Raw genomic sequence first — 21,718 nt, forward strand, 5'->3', positions numbered from 1 at the left:
AGGGGTAGTATGCATGTGAAAGAAATGTTTGATCTGACAGATAAAGTAGCTATCATCACGGGCGGAGGACGAGGACTTGGCGAGCAGATGGCTGAGGGATTTGCACAGGCAGGCGCATCTCTTGTCCTCTGTTCCAGAAAAGCCGCAGCCTGTGAAGATGCAGCTGCCCGTTTAAGCAGGGAGTATGGAGTAAAAGCCATCGCTTTATCATGTGATGTGACAAACAGTGAAGATGTAAAAAATGTTGTAAAAACTACAATCGAAAAGTATGGAAAGATTGATATTTTAGTCAATAACAGCGGAGCAACATGGGGCGCGCCTGTTCAGGAAATGCCGCTTGAAGCGTGGAATAAAGTTATGAATGTGAATGTTACCGGCACATTTCTAATGTCCCAGGAAGCCGGCAAACAAATGATCAAGCAAAAGAGCGGGAAAATCATTAATATCGCCTCTGTTGCAGGACTTGGCGGAACAGACCCTCGCTATATGGATACCATTGCCTACAACACAAGCAAGGGCGCTGTCATCACTTTTACAAAGGACCTGGCTGTGAAGTGGGGACAGTACAACATTAATGTTAATGCCATTGCACCCGGTTTTTTTCCTACTAAAATGTCTCAGGTGATCATAGAAAACGGGAGAGATCATTTCCTGAATATCACACCGCTTAAACGATTCGGAACAGATCAGGATTTAAAAGGCGCTGCCCTGTTTTTGGCGGCAAGAGCTTCTGATTTTATCACAGGTGATGTTCTTGTCGTAGACGGCGGAACACATGCCATGTAAGAAAGGGGGAAGTTAAATGAATCGTGATCCGGTCATCGCAGCTGCCGTCAGAACCCCAATTGGGAGACAGGGCGGTGCACTTTCATCAATAGAAGCCAATGAATTTGGGGCAATTGTAATAAAAGAGGCAATGAACAGAGCAAAGGTATCAGCAGACATGATCGATGATGTCATTTTTGGAAATGTCCTCTAAGGCGGAGAAAATATTGCAAGATTAACAGCCTTGTCCACCGGACTATCACTGGATATACCGGGGCTGACAGTTGACCGTCAATGCTGCTCAGGGATTAATGCTGTGAATCTAGCAGCACAGGCGATCAAAGCAGGTGATGGTGATATCTATATGCAAGGGGGCACTAGGGCTTATGGTATAATCTCTTTAATCTAGGCTAGAGAGGATTAGGCATAATGAAAGAAAAAATCATACAGCAAAGCATACAGCTATTCGGAGAAAAAGGATTTAAAGAAACATCCATACAGGATATTGTTGACAGCCTGAGTGTAACTAAAGGCACCTTTTATTATTACTACAAAAGCAAAACAGAGCTGTTAATGGCGATTCACTTAAAGTACATTGACGATCTTCTGCGAAAACAGGAAGAAATCATCCGGGATAATGATAAAATGTACAAAGATAAACTGCATGAAATTGTTTATATGCTGATTCATGACATCGAAAAAGAAGGATTAAGCGCGAAGGTCTTCTTCAGGGAAATGAGAAATTTAAGTGAAGAGGATATGGCGGAAGTAGTAGCCAAAAGAGATCTTTTCAGAGTGAAGATTCAGCAGGTTATTGAAGCGGGAATTGCTGCCGGAGAATTCCGTTCAGATCTCCCGATAGATATTGTCACATTCGGGATATTGGGCATGACGAACTGGAGTTACTTCTGGTTTGATCCGAACGGCCGTGTATCTGATCGTGAAGTATCGGGAATTTTTCTGAAAATGGTGCTTGAAGGACTAAATATGTAAAGGGATTTTCGGGAGACCGGGAATTTCTTCGCCTGAAACATACCGACTGGTTAGTAGTCATTGAGGGAGGATAATCATGAAAAAAGAGGACATTCAGCAAATTTCGGTCATTGGAGCAGGACAAATGGGACATCAAATAGCTATGCTGTGCGCGCTTGGCGGCTATGAAACCATCCTTCAGGATGTTCAGGAAACCGCCTTGGAAAAAGCCGAGTCGACCTTGCATTCCATCATGGATAAATGGGTGAAAAAAGCTGACAGAAGAAGCGAAACAGGCTGCTTTTGCAAGACTGAAATTCACATCTTCACTTGAGCGGGCAGCAAGTCATGCAGATTTTATTATTGAAGCTGTAGTAGAGAGACTGGATGTGAAGAGGGAACTCTTTGCAAGGCTTGATCAGCTTGCGAAGCCTCATGCTATTTTCGCTTCAAACAGCTCAACGATTGTCAATTCTCTGATCGCATCAGCGACAAATCGGGAAGACAAAGTCGTGAACATGCATTTCTTTTTCCCTCCGCTTGTCATGGATTGTGTAGAGGTTGTTATGAGTGAGCAGACTTCAGGTGAAACTGCCGAGTTAACAATGGAAGTCTGCAAAATAATCAACCGCACCTGTGCTTTTGAAGAAAGAAATTTCAGGATTTATCGCCAATCGCATTTTAGGAGCACTACAAAGGGAAGCGGTTTTCCTATATGAAGAGGGATATGCAAGTTATGAAGATATTGACATTATTTGCCGCAAAGCCTTAAACCATCCAATCGGTCCGTTTGAATTAATGGACTTATCCGGCATAGATGTTGGCTATTACGTTATGCAGCAGCGGTTTGCAGAGTCGGGAGATCCTGCAGATAAACCGTTTGCCTGCATTGAGCAAAAGGTAAGGCAAGGCGAGCTTGGCAGAAAAACGGGCAAAGGCTGGTACGAGTATCAAAAAGAAGAGGTGAAAATATGATGAATTCTGTGGTCACTTCAGAAAAAAATGGATCAATTGCGATTGTCACAATTAACAATCCTCCTTTGAACGTCATGAATCAGCAAGTAACTAGGGAACTGAAAGAATGCTTTCGGGCTTTGAAAGAGGACAGTGAGGTTGTCGCCGTTATTTTAACAGGTGCGGGCGAGCGGGCTTTCATGGCCGGAGCAGATATTAAGGAATTTCCGCAGCTGATCGGGAAAAAAGGCATCAAAGCAAATTTCCTTGAAGGACACGCATTTTTAAATGAAATTGATCAGTTTCCAAAGCCTACAATCGCTGTTTTAAACGGGGTAACGTTTGGAGGCGGATGTGAGCTTGCGTTAACATGTGATCTTAGAATTGCAGAAGAGCATGCTCAAATAGGGCTCCCTGAAATTAAGCTTGGTTTATTCCCGGGCGGAGGCGGAACGCAAAGACTGCCAAGAATTGTGGGCGATGCAAAAGCAAAAGAATTGATGTTCACTGGCGACCCAATTGAGGCAGAAGAAGCGAAAAGGTTAGGGCTTGTATCCTATGTTGTTTCTAAAGGGGAAGGACTTCAAAAAGCGCTGGAGCTTGCAAACCGCATCAGCCGTCATTCTCTGCCTGCTCTCTCAAAAATTAAGAAAGCAGTCGATCAAGGTTTAAACAGCACTCTGGAGGAAGGTCTTGACCTTGAAGCCGGTTTGTTTGAAGAGGTGTTTCAGACAGAAGATATTAAAGAAGGCGTACAGGCTTTTATTGAAAAAAGAAAACCAGCGTTCAGCCATAAATAAGGCGATGGGGGTGATCCATGCACGAAGCAAAAATGAGAGTGCGATTTTGTGAGACAGATGCGCAGGGTCATGTGAATAATACAAGCTACTTTATCTATTTAGAGGATACGCGCGTTCAATTTTTTGAAGCTCTTGGCTATACAATGACTTCTGGAGACTGGCCATTTATATTAGCACGCGCAACATGTGATTTCCGCGGTCAGGCTTATTTTAACAATCATTTAATTATTAAAACCGCAGTTCAGAAAATCGGCTCAAAAAAAGCTTCACTGTTTCCCATGAAATCACTGAAGAGCAATCGGGACGACTAATTGCAAAAGGAGAAGCTGTTATTGTAACATTCAATTTTAAGACACAGGAATCGGAATGGATGTCTGAAGAGCTTAAAGATCAATTGAAGAGGTTTGCTGCGGAAGTAAAAATCTGAATATTTAAATAAAGGGGTGATACGATGTCTCAAATTATACCTGTCCAAACCGGGGAAGAACTCAATGCCCAGATTCTAGAAGAGTGTTTACGAGCAGAAATCCCTTCACTTCCTGCTGGTACATTACATATTGAACAATTTGGGACCGGCGCTTCAAATTTAACCTATGCCCTGAGAATAGGAGAGTGGGAGGCTGTTTTAAGACGGCCGCCGCTCGGACCAGTGGCGCCTAAAGCTCATGATATGGAGAGAGAGTATAAAATCCTGAAAGATCTGAATCCTCTCTTTCCACTAGCTCCAAAGCCATATTTTTTCAGCGGTGATGATTCCGTGACAGGCAGTACGTTCTTTGTAATGGAAAGACGGCACGGTTTTCTCGTCGATACAGAACTGCCTGAAAATAGTGAATGTACGGTTGAAATAGGCCATTCTCTTTCCGAAGTCATGGTTGATACGCTTGTAAAGCTTCATGATGTTCCTTACAAAGGAACGGCGCTCGAAACATTAAGCAAGCCTGAGGGATTCATGGAAAGGCAGGTGCACGGATGGATTGGCAGATATCACAAGGCAAAAACAGACAAAATCTTTGAAATTGAGCTGCTGACAAAGTGGCTGCAGGCGAATTTGCCCGTTTCAGGAGAGCCAGCTGTCATTCATTATGACTTTAAATTCAATAATGCCTTGTTCTCTCAAAATCTGAAAGAAATGACGGGATTGTTTGACTGGGAGATGACAACGATCGGAGATCCGCTTGCAGACCTTGGCGCTGCCATGAGCTACTGGATGGAGAAGGATGATCCTGAGTCTCTTAAAAAAGGAATGGGCAAACCTTCAATCACAACAAGCGGGAAGTTCTATACAAGAGATCAGTTTATAGAGAGCTATGCGAGGAAAAGCGGAAGAGATGTTACAAATATTCACTATTACACAACATTCGCAACGTTTAAACTGGCGGTAATTTGTCAGCAAATCTACTATCGCTACAAAAAAGGCCAGACTAATGATCAGCGTTTTGCCCGCTTTGGGCCATTTACGCAAATCCTCATTCAGCATGCCCTTCGCATGGCACATAAGGAGTCATGATGGGGAAAATTCATGTTATTACAAGAAAAGAAGAGATTGATTCTGTAAAAATGGAAAACAAAATTGCTGTTGTCTTCGACGTTCTGCTTGCAACATCAGCTATTACAACTGTTCTGCATCACGGTGCCCTATCAGTTATTCCTGTACTGGATGGGCAGCAAGCAAATGAACGTGCCAAACGGTTAAACAAGGATGAATACATTCTCGTGGGTGAGTATGAAGGGAAGACCATCGAAGGGTTTCTTGATCCGAATCCGTCTACACTTAAGGATGCTGCAGCCGGAAAAAAGGTGATTCTATCGACAACAAACGGCACGGTTGCTGTTCATAAAAGCAGCTCAGGTCTTAGGGTATTTGCATGTTCATTATTAAATGCACGGGCTGTCTCAGAAAAATTGATAGCTGAAAATGCGAATGAAACGATTGTAATTGTCTGTTCGGGGTCGTCCGGTCATTTTAGTTTAGAAGATTTCTATGGTGCGGGATATTTGATTGAGCTGCTGACCTCTCTGGCTGACTGGGATTTAAGCGACTCCGCAAGAACAGCCAAATTATTTTACGAAGGCAATCGCGAGGATCCAGTTCAAGTGCTTTCTCAGTCAAGGGTAGGAAAAATGCTTTTGAGATACGGTTTTGGAGAGGAAATTCAGTTTATCAGCAGGCGCAGCTGTTTTGATGTTGTCCCAATCCTTAAGGGGGATGGGCTTGTGAACATCGGGAAGGCCATAACCAGCATCTGAACAATCTGGGAAAGGAAGTGAATACATGAGATTTCAGCAGCAAATCGCCGTCGTAACAGGTGCCGGAAGCGGCATCGGCAAAGAAACGGCAAGAAGACTTACCTTAGAAGGTGCCAAAGTGATTTTGGTTGGCAGAAATGAGAAGAAATTAACATCAGCAGCTGAAGAGCTGAACCGGGAAGAAAAAGCGGCATTTCCTTTCACAGCTGATGTGACGAAGGAAGAAGATGCAGCTTCTCTACTTACTTATGTAAAAGAAGAATTCGGGAATTTGCATGTGCTTGTGAATAATGCAGGAGGGTCTGTTCATTCGAGAATTATGGATACTACTTCTGATCAGTGGGATTTCGTCCAAAATGTGAATTTGAAAAGTGTCTTTCTTATTTCTAAAGCACTTGGAGGCTATATGGCAGAAAAAAGTGCGGTTCAGTCTGAGTGCAGGGCCATAGTGAATGTAGCTTCTCTCTCTGGCTATAAAGCGGGAGCAGAAATTCCGCATTACAGCTCAGCAAAAGCAGCTGTGATCAATTTTACGAGAGCGCTCGCCTATGAGTTTGCCCCTCACGGAATAAGAGTCAACTCGGTCTCACCAGGATTTATTGAAACACCTCTTACTGAAAAAGGTCTCCAAAATGAGAGATTTACACAAGCCATTAAAAGGAATACAGCGCTAAAGCGTGTAGGAAGACCCGAGGAAATTGCAAACATTATTGCGTTTGCCGCTTCACACGAGGCGTCTTATATGACTGGCTCCGATTTGCTTGCAGACGGCGGCTGGCTGATTACATAAATTTTTAAGGAGGAATTATGATGAGTGATTTATTGACAGAAAAAAATGGGCATGTCCTGTTTTTAACGTTAAACAGGCCTGAAAGATTGAATGCATTCAGTGCCGATATGATTCTTGCCCTGACAAATGAATTAAATAATGCTAAACAGGATGACAGCGTGAGGGTTGTTGTATTAAGCGGATCCGGAAGGTCATTCAGTGCCGGAGGAGATGTGAAAACAATGGGTGAAGCAGACGGCAAGCAAGTATATGATCATATTGGACGCCTGAACGGATGCATCAAAGCTTTTAAGGAATTAGACAAACCGATTATCGCAGCTGTGCATGGATTTGCAGCAGGAGCTGCCTTTAATCTGGCCCTCGCATGCGATCAGATCCTGGCTGCGGAAGACAGCAAATTTGTCATGAGCTTTTCGCAGGTAGGGCTCATTTCAGATGGAGGCGGTTTGTACTTTCTTCCACGCATCATCGGTCCCTATAAAGCAAAGCAGTTATTTTTCAACGCAGAGCCAATCACTGCAAACCAGGCGCTTGAATACGGCATCGTAAATAAAGTTGTCCCTTTAGAACAGCTGAAAGATGAAGCTGTATCTTATGCTCATAAGCTATCGCAAGGTCCGGTCAAAGCGTACGGGATGATGAAAAAAATCATTAACTCCTCAGCTGTTTCAACACTTGAAGAGATTTTGGAGCAAGAACGGATTGTCCAGACACTGATGATTTCAACGGAGGATCATCAGGAAGGCATCCATGCATTTAAAGAAAAACGCAAGCCAGTCTTTCAAGGGAAGTGATGATGATGATGAGAGCGATCCAATTAGTAGAATACGGCGGTCCAGAGGTTTTAAAAGTGGTGGAAATGGAAGTTCCGGAGCCTGCAGCAAAGGAAGTTTTAATTAAAATAGAAGCAATCGGCGTTAACTATGCAGATACAGCGAGGAGGGAAGGACAATATGTGATTGATACACCTCTCCCGTTTGTTCCGGGTGCAGAGGTGGCGGGAACGGTTGAGGAAATCGGCAGTGATGTCACCCGCTTTAAAAAAGGAGATAAAGTCGTCACACTTCTTGGATCCAGCCGAGCGACAGGCTATGCGGAGTTCACTGTAGCTGAAGAAAAGGGATTAATTCCTGTTCCAGACGGTGTGGATGTTAAACAAGCGGTGTCGCTTCCTCTTCAAGGGCTCAGTGCTTATCATATTTTAAAAACAATGGGGCGGATTGAACAGGGAGAAATCGTTCTGATTCATGCAGCTGCAGGTGGAGTTGGGACAATTGCCGTACAGCTTGCAAAGCTATTTGGAGCATCTAAAGTCATCGCAACGGCGAGCACACCTGAAAAAAGAAGCCTTGCCATTGAAATGGGTGCAGACGAAACGGTTGATTATACTCAAGAAGGCTGGGAAAAGGAAGTTCTTCATCTGACTGGAGGAAAAGGTGTAGATGTAGCCCTTGAAATGGCTGGAGGCGATGTTTTCAGAAAAACATTATCTTGCATGGCGCCGTTTGGCCGTCTTGTGATCTATGGAGTGGCGAGCGGTGAACAATCACGGCTATACCCTTCTTCACTCATGGCACAAAATCTGTCAGTCATCGGGTTTTTCCTTCCGCAGATTATGAGAAAGAAAGAGTTATATTTACGAAGTCTGTCAGATCTGCTCGGCTATCTTCAAAATGGAGAGTTAAAGCTGACAATCGGGGGCGTCTATCCTTTGGAAAGTGCGAAAGAAGTACATGAGATGCTCCAGGGAAGACAAACAAAAGGGAAACTGATTTTAGTTCCCTAAAATCATTAAAATCTGCAAATCCTTCTACTTAATCCGCCTATGTGCTGAAACCCGTCGAAGATGGAAAGCTTGTCAATATCAAAAAATAACAGCTGGAGTTTCCCGGTTATCTTTAGGGAAACTCTATTTCATTGCCTAGATCAGAAATTTTTAAAAATAGTTTAATTAGAAAAAGGTATTTATCAGAAAAGTTAGAAATTAAACTGTAAGCGTTACCAATAAAGGGGAAGAGGTGTGATAACGATGATTCAATCTCATTTTGAACATTGGCCGGTAAGAGTGCCGTATACGTTAACAGTTCCCGAAACGACGCTTTATGACAATCTGGAAATTTCGGCGAGGAGATACCCTGAAAAAACAGCGGTTTATTATTATGGTGCAGAAATTACATACAGGCATTTAATGCGTGAGGTTGATTCGCTTGCAGGGTTTCTGGAAAATAAATTATCCGTTGCCAAGGGAGAAAAAGTCCTGTTATTTGTACAAAATTCCCCTCAGTTTGTCATCGGTTATTATGCCATTCTGAGAGCGGGCGGGGTTGTTGTTCCGATAAATCCTATGAATACGGCAGAGGAACTCAGGTTTTATATTCATGACTGTCAGATGAAGACAGGTATTATTGGACAGGAGCTTTACGAACGAATACAGCCTGTTTTTGATTCGACCACACTGAAAAATGTTATTGTCGCTGCTTACTCTGATTATCTTTCTCAAGATTCTCTGAATGAGGACATCCCGGAAGAGGTAAAAAAAGGAGCGATAGAGCTTTTAAATCATGATCATATGAACTGGAAAGATGCTGTGCAGGGATTATTTGCACCTTCTGAAATGGCTTCTCTTGCAGATGATCTGGCTGTTTTGCCTTACACTTCCGGGACAACCGGACTGCCAAAAGGATGCATGCATACGCATCGGACAGTTCAGGCTAATACGTTTGGAGGCTATCATTGGCTGAACGCTGCTTCTGACGCGATCTGCTTAGCAACTTTGCCTCTTTTTCATGTGACAGGAATGGTTCACAGCATGCATATACCTATTCTATCAGGAGCAACGGTCGTGATGATGACTAGATGGGATAGGGAATATGCAAGAAAAATCATTCACGATTTAAGAGTGACACACTGGATTAACATCAGCACGATGCTGATTGACTTTTTGGCAAATCCCGCGCTTGTAAAGGAAGATATGACATCCTTGATGAACCTTGCCGGAGGAGGAGCAGCTCTCCCTGCGGCTGTAGGAGAAAAGCTGTATAAAATGACCGGTCTCAAATTTATTGAAGGATATGGGCTGTCAGAGACAATTGCCCAGACTCACTTCAATCCGCCTGATCGTTCTAAGCTCCAATGTCTTGGTATTCCATCGTTTGATGTGGATGCAAGAGTAATCGATCCAGTTCATCTAACGGAGCTTGGAACAGGTCAGGAAGGAGAGATAGTTGTTTCCGGCCCGCAGATTTTCCTCGGCTATTATAATCGCGAACTGGAAAATGAAAAGTCTTTTATTGATATTGAGGGCAAAAAGTTCTTCAGAACAGGTGATATCGGCAAACGTGATGAGGAGGGGTATTACTTCATTGTGGACCGTGTCAAACGGATGATCAACGCATCAGGATTCAAAGTGTGGCCGACGGAGATTGAAGGTGTCCTGTATCAGCATCCAGCTGTCCAGCAGGCATGCGTCGTAGGAGTACCTGATAAAAGACGGGGTGAAACTGTAAAAGCATTTATCATATTAAATAAAGAGTTTGAAGGTGAAATTGATGCAGAGGAAATCGTGAACTGGGCAAAAGAAAAAATGGCGGCTTATAAATATCCAAGACTCATTGAATTCAGAAAAAGCCTGCCAATGACATCAAGCGGAAAACTGCTGTGGAGAAAGCTCCAGGAAGAAGAAAAACAAAAGGTTTTGGGGTGAGAGAATGAAACATATGGTTGAAACAGTTACTGGGCCAATAGCAGCCGATCAGCTTGGCAAAACACTAATTCATGAACATTTTGTATTTGGCTATCCCGGATTCCACGGTGATGACTCTCTTTTGGGATTTGATGAACAGGATGCTCTTGAGACAGGGATTACCATTGCCCTTCAGCTCTTGAGCTTCGGGGTTGACACGGTGGTCGATCCAACCCCGAATGAATGCGGCAGAAACCCTGAACTATTAAAGGAAATCTCTGAACGTACAGGACTGCAAATTGTGTGCGCAACAGGTTTTTATTATGAGGGAGAAGGTGCAGCTCCTTTTTTAAAATTCAGGCAGGGACTCGGTACAGCTGAAGAAGAAATATATGAAATGTTTAAGAAGGAAATAACAGAAGGAATCAGGAATACCGGAATAAAGCCAGGTATTATTAAGCTTGCTTCAAGAAAAGGTGTCATTACCGAATATGAACGAATGTTCTTTAAAGCCGCTGCAAGGGTACACTTGGAGGAAGGCACGGTCATCCTGACGCATACACAAGAAGGAACAATGGGGCCTGATCAAGTGGAATTATTGATTGATCTTGGATGTGATCCTAAAAAAATAGTGATTGGCCACATGTGCGGCAATACGGATACAGATTATCATGAGAAGGTTTTGGAAAAAGGAGTATTCATCGCATTTGACAGGTTTGGCATACAGGGCATGGGAGGGGCTCCGAACGATAACGAAAGAATAAGAACCCTTATCAAATTAGTATCCCTTGGCTACACAAATCAAATCATGCTGTCTCATGACACGGTTAATCATTGGATGGGACGGCCGTTAATTCTGCCTGAGGTGATACAGGGAAAAATGAAAAACTGGCATCCTGTTCACCTTTTTGAAAATATTATCCCTGAGCTTCGGGAACAGGGGATGCCTGAAGAAAACATCCGAACAATGCTTGAAACCAATCCGTCAAGACTGTTTTTTCATCAGGAAGCTAAAATCAATTCTTAATTTTTTGAGGCAGCCAGAGCTGCCTTTTTTTATTGCCTTTAAAAAAGGAGTTGAAACAGAAAAAGAGAATTTGAATAACACAAGGGATTTCTGCATCAAAGAAAGGGGATTTTTAAATGGAATGGAAGACTAGAATTACAGAGCTTTTAAACATTCAATACCCAATTATTCAGGGAGGACTTGCATACCTTGCATATTCTGATTTGGCAGCTGCTGTATCAAACGCTGGCGGACTGGGCCAAATAACAGCGATGTCTCTTGGGGAACCTGAACTGCTTCGGGAAGAGATTGCAAAAGTCCGCAAAAAAACAGATAAGCCGTTTGGTTTGAATTTTGCGGTAGGCCAGCACGGAAGACCATTCTCAGATCTGCTGGATGTGGCAATTGAAGAAAAAGTACCTGTCATTTCTATGACAGGAGGCAATCCTTCCGCTATCTTTCATCAATTAAAAGGGGCAAACGTAAAAAAGCTTGTTCTGGTGGCTGCCAGAAGGCAAGCTGAAAAAGCAGAAGAACTTGGAGCAGATGCTGTTATGGTTGTAGGACAAGAAGGAGGAGGCCACCTTGGAAGAGATGACACCGGAACGTTCGTTTTAATACCTCAAGTGGTTGATTCTGTGTCCATTCCTGTTATTGCATCCGGAGGAATTGGTGACGGCAGAGGATTGATGGCTGCACTCAGTCTCGGAGCAGAAGGAATTGAAATGGGAACGAGGTTTATTGCTACACAGGAATGTGTACATGCGCATTCAGAATACAAACATGCCCTTGTAAACAGTTCAGAACGGGATACTGTTGTCATTAAACGCAGTATTGGAGCGCCGGCTAGAGCACTAGCGGGACCTTGGACAGCTAAAATATTGGAGATGGAGCAAAAACAAGCTGATTATGAGCAGCTAAAAGATTATATTAGCGGCCATGCTAACAAAAGATACATATATGATGGTATGATAGACAATGGTTTTGCGTGGGCTGGACAAGTTACAGGCTTAATCCGCGACGTACCGAGCGTTGAACAGCTTCTCTCGAGGATGATAGCTGAGGCCAGCGAGATAAGACAAAGATGGACTTAATAACTAATCAAGCAGGAAATGGCAGGTGAGGAACAATGGATTATCAATATCCGATTCAGCCTGATTGGAGCACAAATGAAATCATTGATGTGATTGCATTTTTCCAATCGATTGAAAAAGCATATGAGAGCGGGATCAGCCGGGAAGACTTGATGAAAGCATATCGGAGATTCAAGGAGATTGTCCCAAGCAAAGCAGAAGAGAAGAATCTCTGTGATGATTTTGAAGAAATGAGCGGGTATTCTTCTTACCGCGCCATTAAAAAAAGCAGAGAAAGCAGCGATGCTGATAAAATTAAAATGTAAAAGGACGGGTTCATCCCGTCCTTTTGTGTATTTCTTATGACACAGCAGCCTTTTGAGCAATAGTATATAGAGGAAGCAGCGTTTTAAATGTCTCTTCCATTTTGTCTGTAAATTCTTTTCCGCTCATTTTAACGGCATCTTCTCTGTCAATTTTTATTCCGCATAATAATTCCGCTTTTTTGACATTTTCAACGCGTTTAAACATTTCTTGGAAGTCTTCTTGGCTCATGTCTTTTTGAACAGATACTTCCGGTTTTGTATGGTCCCCAGACCAGACGAAATGGTCGGGGATTTGTGAACGCAGCCTGGTCCAGTTTTTTGCAAGCCCAGCTCCGTATTGGTCTTTTACAGGAGACTCATAAATAACCGCAAACCAGGCGAAAGCGTGAGTTTCCCATAAGCCGATTTGAAAGTGGGGAAGCATTTTATATCCGCGCTTATTGCTTGCGAATGCAACCCAAGTATCTTTAGGCGGGTTAACCGACCGGCGTGCGTGCTTTGCAACGTGTGCAAACATTTCATCCCCCGTCATTCCTGAGAGTTCTGAGGAAAATTTTTCACCTAACTGCTCAAGCTTTGGCCTTACTGTATGAATTAATGCTTCCATTCGCTCATCTAAGCCGTCAATTTTAAAAACATCGAAATCTTCATTTGTAAATCCTTTGAAGTCCATTTCTTACTACCTCCTGATCGCGTTGCATGCCAACATTTTAGCATATCAGCCAGCATATCCGAAAGAAACTTGCACGTTTCGACACTATGAAAATGTGGTATTAACTAAATAATAGGTAAATACACAATTTTCACTTCCAAGTTGCATCCTATTTTCAAGTTTCATATCATATATAAAAATATCAGAAAATTACGTTAAACGAAAAGTCGCTGGTTAACAATTATAGACAATATTTGAAAGGGGCGGTAGAAAGATGAAGCAAATTGTGAAAACTACTGGACAAAAGGAATCGGATAATCGTATTGGGGTGCTGAAACTTGAATTAGATTACGAATTGGCCACCCTTTATGACGCCATGAGCGAAAATAATGAAACAAAGAAGAATGAATGTAAACGGAAGCTTGAGAGACTAAGAAAAGAATGGCTCAGACTGCAGGCTTAAATGCAGCATACAAAGCGAACCGCGCATAAGGGTTCGTTTTTATCTGAGTAGCTGATTTTTGAACAGATGAGTGCGCCATTTGCTTGCTTTCCATATTTTCCTTGCGTTATTCTTATTTTATATAAATAGCTTACCTACATAGAAAGAAGGTTTATACATGGCAAATTGGTCTAAGATCGAAAGTGATGCAAAAACATGGATTTACGCGGCAGGAGAAACGATCAGACAGTCGTTTCAAAATGTGCTGCAGATCCAGTCAAAATCTAATCCGGATGATCTTGTTACCAATATGGATAAAGAAACCGAGCAATATTTAATTTCGAAAATTAATGAAACATACCCGGAACACAGGATCCTTGGGGAAGAAGGATTTGGTCACGACATACAATCTTTAGAAGGAATTGTCTGGATTGTGGACCCGATTGACGGAACAATGAATTTTGTTCATCAGCAAAGGAATTTCGCCATTTCAATCGGAATTTATGAAGATGGGGTGGGACAAGTCGGTTTGATCTATGATGTTGTTCATGACGAGCTGTACCATGCAGTCAAGGGCAAAGGAGCCTATATGAATGATTACAGACTCCCCGAGCTGAAGGATGTTCCTTTAAACCAGGCTGTGATTGCTTTGAATGCAACATGGGTCATGGAAAATAAACGATTTGATCATAACTTATTAGTTCCAGTTGCAAAAGCGGTCAGAGGAACACGGTCATATGGTTCTGCCACACTAGAATTTGCCTATGTTGCATCAGGAAGGCTTGACGCTTATATTACGCTGAGACTTGCTCCATGGGATTTTGCTGCCGGTCTGATTTTACTCGATGAAGTTGGGGCTAAAGCAACAACGTTAGATGGTGAAAAAATAAATCTGATTGGACAAAACAGTATTTTCGTTGCAAAAAAAGAGATTCACTCCACTATTCTAAAGGATTATCTGCATAAGTAGATGCTGAATTACCGTTTATTTGAAGAGAAAGATTATTCTTTCTTTGCAGAGCTGATTTCAGCAAGCGAAGTTTGGCAAGAAGAGGAATGCAGGCCAGATCAGGCAGAAGAATACATGACATCATATAAAATGTATAACGGCACTTGGCTCATTTGGATGAAGTCAGCAGAAAAAATTGGCATCTCCTTTCATCTTAACTGGGCTCCTTCCAATGAGAAGGCGTGGATTGGAACGGTCCTGATTCATCCTCAGCACCGTAATCAAGGTCTCGGTATGAAAATAATCGAGCAGATATCGGCACAATTAAAAGACGATGGCCATAAAGCAGTATTCGCTGGCTGTCCGGCTTCGAGGCTCGACTGGCTGAAGTTTTTAGGGACATGCGGATTTGAACAGCTTAAATCAGAAAAAGATTCTGAAGGCAAAGAATATATAATCACTGTAAAACCTGTATAGCCCCTTATTTAGGGGTTTTTTAATGTGGAAAAGCCTGGGAATCAGAGCCCAGGCTTTTGTTAAAGAATTCCTTTATCCCGCATTTTCTTTTTTGTAGCAAATCCAAATCCCATTGCCGCAATAAGGGCAATAATAGAGATCACTATGCCTAAAATACTTCTTTCACCAACCGCTATGCCTACGCTTACCATCGAGGCAGCTGCAATGAATGCTAAAAGAAAGAAGACCCATTTTCCAGATTTCATCTGATATTTCATCCCTTTCAAGAACCGTTTGGACAGCAAATTTTGTCCCTTTTATCAGTTTACATAAAATGATTCCTTTTTTCTATAAAAGTTTGTGGTATAATACATAAGGTTATTTTAATTTTTTAGGAGATGAAAATGTGAAACTTCGAAATGATATTCGAAACATTGCTATTATTGCCCACGTAGACCACGGAAAAACGACCCTAGTCGACAAAATGCTTCATCAGGCTGGTACGTTCCGTGCGAACGAACAAGTTGCTGAAAGAGCGATGGATTCCAATGATTTAGAGCGCGAGCGCGGAATTACGATCTTAGCAAAAAATACGGCAATTAATTATAAAGATACACGCATCAACATAATGGATACACCAGGACATGCCGACTTTGGCGGCGAAGTTGAGCGCATCATGAAAATGGTTGACGGCGTATTACTTGTTGTCGACGCTTATGAAGGCTGTATGCCTCAAACACGCTTTGTGCTTAAAAAAGCACTTGAGCAAAATTTAACGCCTATCGTAGTAGTTAACAAAATTGACCGTGATTTTGCCCGTCCAGAGGAAGTAGTGGATGAAGTTCTTGACTTATTTATTGAACTTGATGCATCAGAAGAGCAGCTTGAGTTCCCGGTTATTTTTGCTTCAGCTATGAACGGAACAGCAAGCACTAGCCCGGACCCTGCTGATCAGGAAGAAAACATGGTTTCATTGTTTGATTCTATTGTTGAGCACATTCCAGCTCCTGTTGATAACACAGATGAGCCTCTTCAATTCCAGGTAGCTCTTCTTGATTACAATGATTATGTTGGACGAATTGGAATCGGCCGCGTATTCCGCGGAACGATGGAAGTTGGCCAGCAGGTTTCATTAATGAAAATTGACGGTTCCTTCAAAAACTTCCGTGTAACAAAATTATTCGGTTTCCAAGGGTTAAAACGCGTTGAAATTGAAAGCGCAAAAGCAGGAGATCTAGTTGCTGTTTCCGGAATGGAAGATATAAACGTAGGAGAAACAGTCTGCCCGGTTGAACATCAGGAAGCATTGCCAATCCTTCGTATTGATGAGCCGACTCTTCAAATGACATTTGTTGTAAACAACAGTCCATTTGCAGGCCGCGAAGGAAAATATGTCACTTCACGTAAAATTGAAGAGCGTTTAATGGCTCAATTACAGACAGATGTAAGTTTGCGTGTTGAAAACACGGAATCTCCGGATGCATGGATCGTTTCAGGCCGCGGAGAACTTCATCTTTCAATCTTAATCGAAAATATGCGCCGCGAAGGCTTTGAGCTTCAAGTATCTAAACCTGAAGTTATCGTGAAAGAAATTGACGGAGTCAGATGTGAGCCAGTTGAGCGCGTTCAAATTGATGTGCCTGAGGAGCATACTGGTTCTGTTATGGAATCAATTGGTGCCCGTAAAGGTGAAATGCTCGATATGATTAACAATGGAAACGGTCAAGTTCGTTTAATTTTCAACGTGCCTGCACGCGGATTAATCGGTTACTCTACAGAATTCATGTCAATCACCCGCGGATTCGGTATCATCAACCATACATTCGACAGCTATCAGCCAATGCAGCCTGGTCAAGTTGGAGGACGTCGTCAAGGCGTGCTTATCTCCATGGAAAACGGAAAATCAACAACTTACGGTATTCAAGGTGTTGAAGACCGCGGAATTATTTTCCTTGATGCTGGTAAAGACGTATATGAAGGTATGATCGTTGGAGAGCACAATCGTGAAAATGATCTGGTTGTCAACATCTGCAGAATGAAACAGCAAACAAATATCCGCTCTGCAAATAAAGACCAAACAAGCACAATGAAAAAACCACGCATCATGTCTCTTGAGGAATCTCTTGAATACTTGAACGATGATGAGTACTGTGAGCTTACTCCAACATCTATCCGTTTAAGAAAGAAAATTCTTGATAAGAATGAGCGCGAAAAACAAGCTAAGAAGAAAAAATTAGCTGGCTTACTGTAAGAGATAACCCTAGACATGCAATGGAGGGGAACACGGGATGAACGTTTACGAAAGTATGTGGCCGGTTGCGTATTCCATCTATACAGCAACTGAACCTGATACTCAAATGGGGGCAAATATTTTATACTTGGTCATTCTCGGATTATCAATTGTCGTATTTAAGCTGGGGTTTGCTAAAAAGCTGCCCCTTCTAAAGGCAATTGTCATCTATTTGTTCTTAATGTTCGGGTGTACAGTTTTAACCTTTTTAGGTGCATTTCTTCCTGTCGCTGAAGGACTCATTGTTGCAGCACTCATCTTAATCATCTATAAGATCCGTCTGCATCAGTCCAAAAAAGCTGAGCGGGATGCCGCAACATGAGATCACTTCAGGACTCTCTTTATAATTGGCTTTCCATTAAAGTTGTAGCGGATGCCCGTCCTGAAGATACTGCTGCAGGTGATACATTCAGGCTGTTTGATGAATTGCTGAAGGAAAACCATGATTTGAACGATGTTCAAGTTCAGAAAGATGAAGTCATGTATCTTGTGTGCTACACACTGAATGGCGAGTCTAAATCATTCAGATTTCCGGTAGAATTAATTGACAGCATGATTGATCAAATCGAAGCAGAACCTGAAAAATATGTGAATTATAAATAAAAACACCTCTTAATGAGGTGTTTTTTTGTGCATAATTTGAGCTGAGGCAGCCATTACAGCTGCAAACAGGATGTGACCTAACGTTCACCAGGCAATCGCTTCAAAGTCGTTAATTGCTGGCGTCTCTCTTACGGCAAGTATAGTTAAAGGCAAATATAATAATAAGGCCGTCAGAGTAAGTGCAAATGATGTCAGCCATTTAATCAGAATAGCTGAGATATTAAAAAAGTTCAAAGTGAAAATATACAGAATTCCTATAACAACAGCAACAGCTAAATGAAGAACAAATTCATAAAGCTCAGGGAGAGGCTCTCTGTAAATAAAATCAATGTTAAGTAAAAGCACATACACTTTCACTTCACTGACTATTTCAGCGAATTTCAGAAAAAGACCAAGAACAATACCGCTGAACAGGCCAATAAGAGCTCCCCGTTTAACAACTACCAGTTTTCTTCTGTTTTTTTATCTCTGTACAATCTGAAATTACCCGTGTTTGCCCGTTCAATCGTCCGATTTTCAATCCTCAGATCGCATTCATTGCACATATACGTATGGATCGGGCGGTTTCTCAGCCTCTTCGCCTGAAGCGTTTCGTCACTAATGGTTTCGACTTTATCGCATAAAACACATTTTACTCTCATGGTACACCTCATTATTCTTTTATGATAAATACATTTAGTTAAGTTTCTTTTTTAGTTTTGGTGAATTAACCTTAGATCAATTTTTATTGTCAAAACAGGTTGAAAAGATTCTGAAGCCGGCTGATAAAAATGAATTGTGATTTATGAACCGCTACTGTATATATGTTTTTCTGCCTGAACTAAACAGGCGGTTCCGCTTTTCTGTGTGTCTAGCTCCACCGCCTAACTCCTTGGCCAGAACGGATTCACCAAAAAAGTCAAAACCGGACTTTTCCGGTGAATCTTTATCTGTCTGCCTGCGCTAAACAGGCGGTTCCGCTTTTCCATGTGATTTTACAGTTGGAAACAAAAATAAAAAAAGGTATGATAGCATTATACAACTTTAATGGAGGGAAGAAAATGGCTAATAAGGTAGAAACAAAATTGATTCAGCCTTTGTTTGACAATCTCCAAAAAGAAAGATTTGCTGTTTTTGCAACTCTTGATCATGAAACAGGATCTCCGAATGTATCAGCCGTTTCGTGGGTGTATGCACCCGATTTAGAACGGGTTTACCTGGCTGTTGACAATCGTTCCAGAATCGTTGAAAACGTCAAAAAGCATCCGGCTGCGGCCATTACGCTGCTTGCAAATGAGTCTACATATTCTATTAATGGAAATGCCCATGTAAAAATTGAAAAGCTTGAGGGAGTCCCGTTAAAGCTTGCATTAATTGAGCTTAGCATTTCTGAAGTCCGGGATGTAATGTTTTACGGCTCAAAAATTTCAGCTGAACCTGCATATGAAAAAACATATGATGAAAAAGCAGCAGCAAAGCTTGACAGCCAGGTTTTAGAAGCAATGAAAAAAGCTTAGAAAGATACGCTCTAAGCTTTTTTTAAGTGCATTTTTTTTTATCCTTGGACCTTGAGCATTTGGTCATCAGTTTTGATTTAAATGATCCTGAGATTGATCTTCCTGTTCACGATCAAGCTCTTTTTGCTCCTTTTCATTCAGCTGATCGTTATCTTGTTCCGTTGGTCTGTTTTGATTATTATTATTATTATTCAGCATATCATTTGGAATTTCAGGCATGACGCGGCCTACTATTGCGGCAAGCTCGTCAAGAATGCCTCCAACTGGCTGTCCTTGCTGAAGATCTTTACCCATTTCCCGCAGTCTGACTGTTGTATCCGCATCAGCAATGATCACCGCGTTTGCTCCATATGGATCATGCTGAATGCTTTCAGCAACAGCATATTTAATGGATTCGACTTTGTTGCGGTCAAGTTCAGAATTTACATCAATGCCTACTACTGCATACTTGCCAAGAACAACTGCGCTGACGTCATTTACACCTGGAACACGTCCTGCAAGATTGACCAGGCGCTTAGAAATCTGTTCACCTGATTTTTTTTCCACTGGTTCATTTACTGTGTTTCTGACATTAATGGGCTTTCCGTTTTGATCTTCGGGTGTGTCGCCCTGAGAGCCCTGATTCACTGAGCATGCTGTTAAAGCGAGCAGAATAAACAGTGCTGAAAAAACAAAGTTGCGCATGAAATCACTCCTTTTTAGACCATGCTTTTTAATTTTATTGTCTAATAAATCTTCTATCTTTATGCACCATTTCATATATTTTAGCAACGCTTCAATTACAGCTTGATTATCTTAGTCTGACATTTAAGTGCAGTACACTATAAAAACCTGAACTGGGTAGGAGGCGGAAGGTTGAGTAAAATCTATGTTTTGGATACGAATGTCTTACTGCAAGATCCGAATTCCATTTTTTCTTTTGAAGAAAACGAAGTAGTGATTCCGGCAGTCGTTCTTGAAGAGGTCGATTCAAAAAAGCGGTATATGGATGAAATAGGACGAAATGCAAGACATGTTTCCAAACTGATTGATAGCCTAAGGCTGATTGGAAAGCTTCATGAAAAAATCCCTTTGCCAAGCGGCGGTTTTTTAAGGATTGAGCTGAATCATCGCTCTTTTCATGAACTTCAGGAGATTTTTATAGAAAAAACAAATGATAATCGCATTCTTGCAGTGGCGAAAAATCTTTCAATTGAAGAGGAAACAACGGAAAACGGAAGACCTGTCATTTTAGTGAGCAAAGATACGCTGGTCAGGGTAAAAGCTGATGCAATCGGACTGCTTGCAGAGGATTTTCTTAGTGACAGAGTCGTTGAAATTGACAGAATCTATACGGGATATCTTGATTTGTATATAAGCGGTGATGATTTGAATCGATTTTATGAGAAAAATGAATTGATTTTGTCTGAGGTAACAAATCATCCATTTTATCCGAATCAATTTGTCATTATGAAAAATGCGCTTGGCGGCTCTGCTTCTGCGATAGGAACCGTGGATAAAACCGGAAAAAAGGTAAAAAGACTCGTTTTTGATCACGATCACATATGGGGGATTCGGCCAAGAAATGTTCAGCAGACGATGGCGATGGAGCTGCTTCTCAGAAATGACATGCCTCTGGTCACATTAATTGGAAAAGCAGGCACCGGGAAAACGCTGCTTGCTTTAGCTGCAGGTCTGATGCAGACAGAAGATTTAGGCACTTTTAAAAAACTGCTCGTTGCAAGGCCAATTGTTCCTGTTGGGAAGGATATTGGCTATCTGCCTGGTGAAAAACAGGAAAAATTAAGGCCTTGGATGCAGCCGATTTATGATAATCTAGAATATCTTTTTAATGCTAAAAAACCTGGGGAGCTGGATGCCATTTTAGCAGGCATGGGATCAATTGAAGTAGAGGCCCTCACGTATATTCGCGGAAGAAGCATCCCTGAGCAGTTCATTATTATTGATGAAGCCCAGAATTTAACAAAACACGAAGTTAAGACGATTTTGACCAGAGTAGGGGAAAAAAGCAAAATTGTATTAATGGGGGATCCTGAACAAATTGATCATCCTTACCTTGATGAATACAATAATGGTTTAACCTATGTTGTTGAGAAGTTTAAAGATCAGCATATTGCGGGTCATGTAAGATTAGTAAAAGGAGAGCGCTCAGGTCTTGCGCAGCTCGCCGCAGATTTATTGTGAAAAATGGGAAAAGCCGCTGATAATAGCG

At 41.9% G+C, this 21,718-nt stretch carries 25 protein-coding genes and 3 pseudogenes; 23 read left to right on the top strand and 5 right to left on the bottom strand.

Annotated features, from left to right (window positions below; translation table 11 throughout):
- Positions 1 to 9 precede the first annotated feature (9 nt).
- From LIT25_09680 to LIT25_09750, 15 genes and pseudogenes are all read left to right on the top strand, one after another.
- On the top strand, positions 10 to 786 hold the full coding sequence (locus LIT25_09680; protein ID USK35531.1) for an SDR family oxidoreductase: 777 nt from the start codon (positions 10 to 12) through the stop codon (positions 784 to 786).
- A 16-nt stretch (positions 787 to 802) separates the two neighbouring features.
- Positions 803 to 1,141 (top strand): annotated as a pseudogene (locus tag LIT25_09685) (acetyl-CoA C-acyltransferase).
- Positions 1,142 to 1,194: 53 nt separating this feature from the next.
- The gene (locus LIT25_09690; GenBank protein ID USK35532.1) at positions 1,195 to 1,758 is read left to right on the top strand and encodes a TetR/AcrR family transcriptional regulator; all 564 of its coding nucleotides are present in this window, start codon (positions 1,195 to 1,197) and stop codon (positions 1,756 to 1,758) included.
- Positions 1,759 to 1,834: 76 nt separating this feature from the next.
- Positions 1,835 to 2,712: pseudogene (locus LIT25_09695) on the top strand (3-hydroxyacyl-CoA dehydrogenase family protein).
- Positions 2,709 to 3,491 (top strand): enoyl-CoA hydratase, encoded by a 783-nt coding sequence (locus LIT25_09700; protein ID USK35533.1) that lies wholly within the window; start codon positions 2,709 to 2,711, stop codon positions 3,489 to 3,491. Before LIT25_09695 ends, LIT25_09700 begins: the two are co-directional and overlap by 4 nt.
- Before the next feature lie 17 nt (positions 3,492 to 3,508).
- A pseudogene (locus tag LIT25_09705) lies at positions 3,509 to 3,918 on the top strand (acyl-CoA thioesterase).
- Between the two features lie 24 nt (positions 3,919 to 3,942).
- Complete coding sequence (locus LIT25_09710) at positions 3,943 to 5,001, top strand: phosphotransferase family protein (protein USK35534.1); 1,059 nt, start codon at positions 3,943 to 3,945, stop codon at positions 4,999 to 5,001.
- Complete coding sequence (locus LIT25_09715; protein ID USK35535.1) at positions 5,001 to 5,741, top strand: 2-phosphosulfolactate phosphatase; 741 nt, start codon at positions 5,001 to 5,003, stop codon at positions 5,739 to 5,741. Before LIT25_09710 ends, LIT25_09715 begins: the two co-directional genes overlap by 1 nt.
- 25 nt (positions 5,742 to 5,766) lie before the next feature.
- Positions 5,767 to 6,531 carry an SDR family oxidoreductase gene (locus LIT25_09720; protein USK35536.1) on the top strand — a complete coding sequence of 255 codons (765 nt, stop codon included), beginning with the start codon at positions 5,767 to 5,769 and terminating at the stop codon, positions 6,529 to 6,531.
- 20 nt (positions 6,532 to 6,551) lie between these two features.
- On the top strand, positions 6,552 to 7,325 hold the full coding sequence (locus tag LIT25_09725) for an enoyl-CoA hydratase (protein USK35537.1): 774 nt from the start codon (positions 6,552 to 6,554) through the stop codon (positions 7,323 to 7,325).
- An 8-nt stretch (positions 7,326 to 7,333) separates the two neighbouring features.
- Entirely contained in the window at positions 7,334 to 8,317 is a 984-nt protein-coding gene (locus LIT25_09730) for a quinone oxidoreductase (GenBank protein USK36223.1), read from the top strand.
- A gap of 243 nt (positions 8,318 to 8,560) precedes the next feature.
- The gene (locus LIT25_09735) at positions 8,561 to 10,234 is read left to right on the top strand and encodes an AMP-binding protein (GenBank protein USK36224.1); all 1,674 of its coding nucleotides are present in this window, start codon (positions 8,561 to 8,563) and stop codon (positions 10,232 to 10,234) included.
- Between the two features lie 4 nt (positions 10,235 to 10,238).
- Positions 10,239 to 11,240 (top strand): phosphotriesterase-related protein, encoded by a 1,002-nt coding sequence (locus tag LIT25_09740; GenBank protein ID USK35538.1) that lies wholly within the window; start codon positions 10,239 to 10,241, stop codon positions 11,238 to 11,240.
- Between the two features lie 116 nt (positions 11,241 to 11,356).
- Positions 11,357 to 12,313, top strand: coding sequence for a nitronate monooxygenase family protein (locus LIT25_09745; GenBank protein USK35539.1), 957 nt, complete (start codon positions 11,357 to 11,359; stop codon positions 12,311 to 12,313).
- A 35-nt stretch (positions 12,314 to 12,348) separates the two neighbouring features.
- The gene (locus LIT25_09750) at positions 12,349 to 12,618 is read left to right on the top strand and encodes a UPF0223 family protein (protein ID USK35540.1); all 270 of its coding nucleotides are present in this window, start codon (positions 12,349 to 12,351) and stop codon (positions 12,616 to 12,618) included.
- Positions 12,619 to 12,652: 34 nt separating this feature from the next.
- On the opposite strand, the gene LIT25_09755 is transcribed toward LIT25_09750, so the two are convergent.
- Positions 12,653 to 13,291 carry a DUF1054 domain-containing protein gene (locus LIT25_09755; GenBank protein ID USK35541.1) on the bottom strand — a complete coding sequence of 213 codons (639 nt, stop codon included), beginning with the start codon at positions 13,289 to 13,291 and terminating at the stop codon, positions 12,653 to 12,655.
- Between the two features lie 253 nt (positions 13,292 to 13,544).
- Here LIT25_09755 and LIT25_09760 point away from each other — a divergent pair, with 253 nt between their 5' ends.
- The 3 genes from LIT25_09760 to LIT25_09770 all read left to right on the top strand — a co-directional run bounded on the left by LIT25_09760 (position 13,545) and on the right by LIT25_09770 (position 15,138).
- Positions 13,545 to 13,733, top strand: coding sequence for a hypothetical protein (locus LIT25_09760; protein USK35542.1), 189 nt, complete (start codon positions 13,545 to 13,547; stop codon positions 13,731 to 13,733).
- Positions 13,734 to 13,890: 157 nt separating this feature from the next.
- On the top strand, positions 13,891 to 14,682 hold the full coding sequence (locus LIT25_09765; protein ID USK35543.1) for an inositol monophosphatase family protein: 792 nt from the start codon (positions 13,891 to 13,893) through the stop codon (positions 14,680 to 14,682).
- Entirely contained in the window at positions 14,683 to 15,138 is a 456-nt protein-coding gene (locus LIT25_09770) for a GNAT family N-acetyltransferase (GenBank protein ID USK35544.1), read from the top strand.
- Positions 15,139 to 15,197: 59 nt separating this feature from the next.
- Here LIT25_09770 and LIT25_09775 read toward each other — a convergent pair whose 3' ends face one another.
- Positions 15,198 to 15,383: a YlaF family protein gene (locus LIT25_09775; protein ID USK35545.1), complete on the bottom strand. Its 186-nt coding sequence runs from the start codon at positions 15,381 to 15,383 to the stop codon at positions 15,198 to 15,200.
- A gap of 140 nt (positions 15,384 to 15,523) precedes the next feature.
- On the opposite strand from LIT25_09775, the gene typA reads away from it, so the two are divergent.
- From typA to LIT25_09790, 3 genes are all read left to right on the top strand, one after another.
- Complete coding sequence (gene typA, locus LIT25_09780) at positions 15,524 to 17,368, top strand: translational GTPase TypA (protein ID USK35546.1); 1,845 nt, start codon at positions 15,524 to 15,526, stop codon at positions 17,366 to 17,368.
- Positions 17,369 to 17,474: 106 nt separating this feature from the next.
- On the top strand, positions 17,475 to 17,729 hold the full coding sequence (locus LIT25_09785; protein USK36225.1) for a YlaH-like family protein: 255 nt from the start codon (positions 17,475 to 17,477) through the stop codon (positions 17,727 to 17,729).
- A complete protein-coding gene (locus tag LIT25_09790; GenBank protein USK35547.1) occupies positions 17,726 to 18,010 on the top strand; it encodes a hypothetical protein in 285 nt (94 codons plus the stop codon). The genes LIT25_09785 and LIT25_09790 overlap by 4 nt, the downstream gene beginning before the upstream one ends.
- 84 nt (positions 18,011 to 18,094) lie before the next feature.
- Here LIT25_09790 and LIT25_09795 read toward each other — a convergent pair whose 3' ends face one another.
- Together LIT25_09795 and LIT25_09800 are read right to left on the bottom strand one after the other, a co-directional pair.
- Positions 18,095 to 18,355 (bottom strand): hypothetical protein, encoded by a 261-nt coding sequence (locus LIT25_09795; GenBank protein ID USK35548.1) that lies wholly within the window; start codon positions 18,353 to 18,355, stop codon positions 18,095 to 18,097.
- Between the two features lie 95 nt (positions 18,356 to 18,450).
- On the bottom strand, positions 18,451 to 18,651 hold the full coding sequence (locus tag LIT25_09800) for a YlaI family protein (protein ID USK35549.1): 201 nt from the start codon (positions 18,649 to 18,651) through the stop codon (positions 18,451 to 18,453).
- A gap of 399 nt (positions 18,652 to 19,050) precedes the next feature.
- Between LIT25_09800 and LIT25_09805 the strand changes: the two genes are divergently transcribed.
- A complete protein-coding gene (locus tag LIT25_09805; protein USK35550.1) occupies positions 19,051 to 19,506 on the top strand; it encodes a pyridoxamine 5'-phosphate oxidase family protein in 456 nt (151 codons plus the stop codon).
- A 66-nt stretch (positions 19,507 to 19,572) separates the two neighbouring features.
- On the opposite strand, the gene LIT25_09810 is transcribed toward LIT25_09805, so the two are convergent.
- Positions 19,573 to 20,190, bottom strand: a complete 618-nt coding sequence (locus LIT25_09810; protein ID USK35551.1) for a YhcN/YlaJ family sporulation lipoprotein — start codon at positions 20,188 to 20,190, stop codon at positions 19,573 to 19,575.
- Positions 20,191 to 20,361: 171 nt separating this feature from the next.
- On the opposite strand from LIT25_09810, the gene LIT25_09815 reads away from it, so the two are divergent.
- Complete coding sequence (locus LIT25_09815) at positions 20,362 to 21,690, top strand: PhoH family protein (GenBank protein USK35552.1); 1,329 nt, start codon at positions 20,362 to 20,364, stop codon at positions 21,688 to 21,690.
- The last annotated feature ends 28 nt before the right edge of the window (positions 21,691 to 21,718 follow it).

Source organism: Bacillus sp. F19, assembly GCA_023823795.1.
In the GTDB taxonomy this organism is placed as follows: domain Bacteria; phylum Bacillota; class Bacilli; order Bacillales; family Bacillaceae; genus Bacillus_P.

Excerpts from the sequence above, each read along its gene's own strand:
- LIT25_09720 (USK35536.1), top strand. The coding sequence starts at position 5,767 with ATGAGATTTCAGCAGCAAATCGCCGTCGTAACAGGTGCCGGAAGCGGC.
- LIT25_09775 (USK35545.1), bottom strand. The coding sequence starts at position 15,383 with ATGAAATCTGGAAAATGGGTCTTCTTTCTTTTAGCATTCATTGCAGCT.
- LIT25_09690 (USK35532.1), top strand. The coding sequence starts at position 1,195 with ATGAAAGAAAAAATCATACAGCAAAGCATACAGCTATTCGGAGAAAAA.
- LIT25_09760 (USK35542.1), top strand. The coding sequence starts at position 13,545 with ATGAAGCAAATTGTGAAAACTACTGGACAAAAGGAATCGGATAATCGT.
- LIT25_09710 (USK35534.1), top strand. The coding sequence starts at position 3,943 with ATGTCTCAAATTATACCTGTCCAAACCGGGGAAGAACTCAATGCCCAG.
- LIT25_09730 (USK36223.1), top strand. The coding sequence starts at position 7,334 with ATGAGAGCGATCCAATTAGTAGAATACGGCGGTCCAGAGGTTTTAAAA.
- LIT25_09800 (USK35549.1), bottom strand. The coding sequence starts at position 18,651 with ATGAGAGTAAAATGTGTTTTATGCGATAAAGTCGAAACCATTAGTGAC.
- LIT25_09725 (USK35537.1), top strand. The coding sequence starts at position 6,552 with ATGAGTGATTTATTGACAGAAAAAAATGGGCATGTCCTGTTTTTAACG.
- LIT25_09715 (USK35535.1), top strand. The coding sequence starts at position 5,001 with ATGGGGAAAATTCATGTTATTACAAGAAAAGAAGAGATTGATTCTGTA.
- LIT25_09805 (USK35550.1), top strand. The coding sequence starts at position 19,051 with ATGGCTAATAAGGTAGAAACAAAATTGATTCAGCCTTTGTTTGACAAT.
- LIT25_09680 (USK35531.1), top strand. The coding sequence starts at position 10 with ATGCATGTGAAAGAAATGTTTGATCTGACAGATAAAGTAGCTATCATC.
- LIT25_09810 (USK35551.1), bottom strand. The coding sequence starts at position 20,190 with ATGCGCAACTTTGTTTTTTCAGCACTGTTTATTCTGCTCGCTTTAACA.
- LIT25_09765 (USK35543.1), top strand. The coding sequence starts at position 13,891 with ATGGCAAATTGGTCTAAGATCGAAAGTGATGCAAAAACATGGATTTAC.
- LIT25_09740 (USK35538.1), top strand. The coding sequence starts at position 10,239 with ATGAAACATATGGTTGAAACAGTTACTGGGCCAATAGCAGCCGATCAG.
- LIT25_09770 (USK35544.1), top strand. The coding sequence starts at position 14,683 with ATGCTGAATTACCGTTTATTTGAAGAGAAAGATTATTCTTTCTTTGCA.
- LIT25_09735 (USK36224.1), top strand. The coding sequence starts at position 8,561 with ATGATTCAATCTCATTTTGAACATTGGCCGGTAAGAGTGCCGTATACG.
- LIT25_09755 (USK35541.1), bottom strand. The coding sequence starts at position 13,291 with ATGGACTTCAAAGGATTTACAAATGAAGATTTCGATGTTTTTAAAATT.
- LIT25_09785 (USK36225.1), top strand. The coding sequence starts at position 17,475 with ATGGGGGCAAATATTTTATACTTGGTCATTCTCGGATTATCAATTGTC.
- LIT25_09790 (USK35547.1), top strand. The coding sequence starts at position 17,726 with ATGAGATCACTTCAGGACTCTCTTTATAATTGGCTTTCCATTAAAGTT.
- LIT25_09700 (USK35533.1), top strand. The coding sequence starts at position 2,709 with ATGATGAATTCTGTGGTCACTTCAGAAAAAAATGGATCAATTGCGATT.
- LIT25_09750 (USK35540.1), top strand. The coding sequence starts at position 12,349 with ATGGATTATCAATATCCGATTCAGCCTGATTGGAGCACAAATGAAATC.
- LIT25_09745 (USK35539.1), top strand. The coding sequence starts at position 11,357 with ATGGAATGGAAGACTAGAATTACAGAGCTTTTAAACATTCAATACCCA.